Genomic DNA, 2,461 nt, shown 5'->3' with positions numbered 1-2,461 from the left:
TTGAGCACCGGCGCCAGCATGTTGCGGAAGAACGCGGAATCGTCGACCAGCAGCACCGACTGCGAATGCAGCGACGGCTTCATCTCCTTGCGGGTGAACCAGTCGGCAAACGCCATCGGCAGGAAGTGGCCGACGTCGATCACCTCGGTGGCCTGGCCCTTGATCACGGCCGAGCCGAGAATGCCCGAGGAGGAGCCGCCGACCTCGATATTGAGCCGTTCCTCGACGATGTCGATGATCTCGTCGACGACGAGGCCCATGGCGCGGCCGTCGTCGGCGAACACCAGGATCGGTTGGGCACCCTGGCTCGCAACGGTGACGCCCTCCATGGCGACCAGCGGCATCAGCTGCTCGCGGTACTGCACCATGTAGCGGCCGTTGCTGAACTCGATCTTGTCGGCGGGCAGCTCCTCGAGGCGGGTGACGAGCCCGAGCGGGACCGCCTTGGGCTGGGACGAGCCGGCGCGGAACACCAGCAGCGAGGTGGTCTGCTCGCCCGCGCCGATGTGATGCGCCCCGTTCTCGTCGGCCATGTCATGGGCCGAGGAGCCGGCGGCGCCGAGCGCCTTGGCAATGCCGTTGGGATCGATGATCATGATGACGGCGCCATCGCCCAAAATGGTGTTGCCCGAGAACATGTCGATGTGACGCAGCTTGGTCGACATCGGCTTGACCACGATCTCTTCGGTGTGGAACACGCCGTCGACGACGATGCCGAAGGTCTGGCTGCCGACTTGGGTGACCACGATAAAACCGTTCTCGGGATCGGAGGCGGCGCCGTCGTCGATCTTCAAGAGCTTCTTCAGATGGATCAGCGGCAGCAGCTTGTTGCGCAATCTGAGCACCGCGGTGTCCTTGATGCGCTCGATGCGGTGCTCGGAATTGGCGCGGGCGCGCACCAGCTCGACCACCGAGAGCTGCGGAATGGCAAAGCGGTCGCCGGCGGCCTCGACGATCAGGGCCGAGACGATCGCCAAGGTCAGCGGGATCTTGATGGTGACGGAGGAGCCTTCGCCGGCCACGCTCTTGATGTCGATGGTGCCGCCGATCTGGTCGATATTGGTGCGCACCACGTCCATGCCGACGCCGCGGCCGGAGACCGAGGTGATGGCGGCCGCGGTCGAGAAGCCCGGCGCGAAGATGAACTTGTGGATCTGGGCTTCGCTCATCTTCTCGAGCTCGGCCTCGGTGACCAGCCCGCTAGAGATCGCCTTGGCCTTGATCTTGTCGGTGTTGAGGCCGCGGCCGTTGTCGGCGATGCAGATGATGATGTGGCCGCCCTCGTGATAGGCGGACAGGCGAATGGTGCCCTGCTCGCCCTTGCCGGCCGCCAAGCGCTCGGCGGGGGTCTCGAGGCCATGATCGGCGGAGTTGCGCACCATGTGGGTGAGCGGGTCCTTGATCAAATCGAGCACCTGACGGTCGAGCTCGGTGTCGGCGCCGTGCATCTCCAGCTCGATCTGCTTGCCTAGCTCGCTCGAGAGGTCGCGGACGATGCGGGGCAGCTTCTGCCAGGCATTGCCGATCGGCTGCATGCGCGTCTTCATGACGCCCTCCTGCAGCTCGGCGGTGACGTTGGAGAGGCGCTGCAACGGCACCTTGAACTCGGTATCCTCGTTGCGGCGGGAGATCTCCAAAAGCTGGTTGCGGGTCAAGACCAGCTCGGAGACCATGGTCATCAGGTGCTCCAGCGTATCCACGTTGACGCGGATCGACTGGTTGGCGATGCGGTCGCCTTCGGAGGCGCCCTCGTCGGCCAGCGACCTCTTCGCCGCCGGCTTGTCCTTGGCGGCGGGTTTTGCAGCTTCCTTGGCCGCAGGCGCCGGAGCCTCAAGCGCCGGCGCGGGCGCAGCCTTGACAATAGGCGCAAGCACCGGCGCTTCGATCGCGGTCTCGCGGAAGGCGCGCTCGAGCTCGTCGAGCGAGACTTCGCCCGGACGCAACGGACGCTCCAGGGTCTGCTCGACCAGCGCGCCGGTGGTCATCGCTTTGGCGGGCGCAGGCGCGGCGGCCGGGGCTTCCGGCACCAGCGGCGGGGCATCGGCGACGGGAGCTGCGCTGGCGCCTGCTGCCATGGCCGCCATGCCCTGCTCGACCATCGCTTCCAGCTTGTCGATGAGGTCGCGGTCGTTACCTTCCGGCTCGGCTTCGCTCGCCTCCAGCCCGGCCAGAATCTCCTTGATGCGGTCGATCGAGGACAGGATCACCGTCACCGCTTGCCCGGTCACCGGCATGCCGTCACGGAATTTGCCCATCAAGGTCTCGCCGGCGTGCGCGAGCGCTTCCAGCCGCGGCAGGCCGAGGAAGCCGCAGGTGCCCTTGATGGTGTGGACCAGGCGGAAGATGTTATCCAGGATCTTGGCGTTGTTCGGCTCCTGCTCGAACTTCACCAATTGATTGTCGACGGTGTCCAGGCTCTCGCTGGTCTCCGTCAAAAACTCCCGCAACAGATCATCCATGA

The 2,461-nt window shown here is 65.6% G+C and carries 1 protein-coding gene; it reads right to left on the bottom strand.

The window, feature by feature from the left end; genetic code table 11:
- Positions 1 to 2,459 (bottom strand): chemotaxis protein CheA (locus tag IVA91_RS31000; RefSeq protein WP_247460046.1); only part of this gene is annotated, 2,459 nt, incomplete at its 3' end.
- Positions 2,460 to 2,461: the final 2 nt, after the last annotated feature.

The organism is Bradyrhizobium sp. 153 (genome assembly GCF_023073835.1).
GTDB lineage: Bacteria > Pseudomonadota > Alphaproteobacteria > Rhizobiales > Xanthobacteraceae > Bradyrhizobium.
The sequence above is the reverse complement of the archived record's forward strand: the minus strand, read 5'-3'. Positions and strand labels throughout refer to the sequence as shown.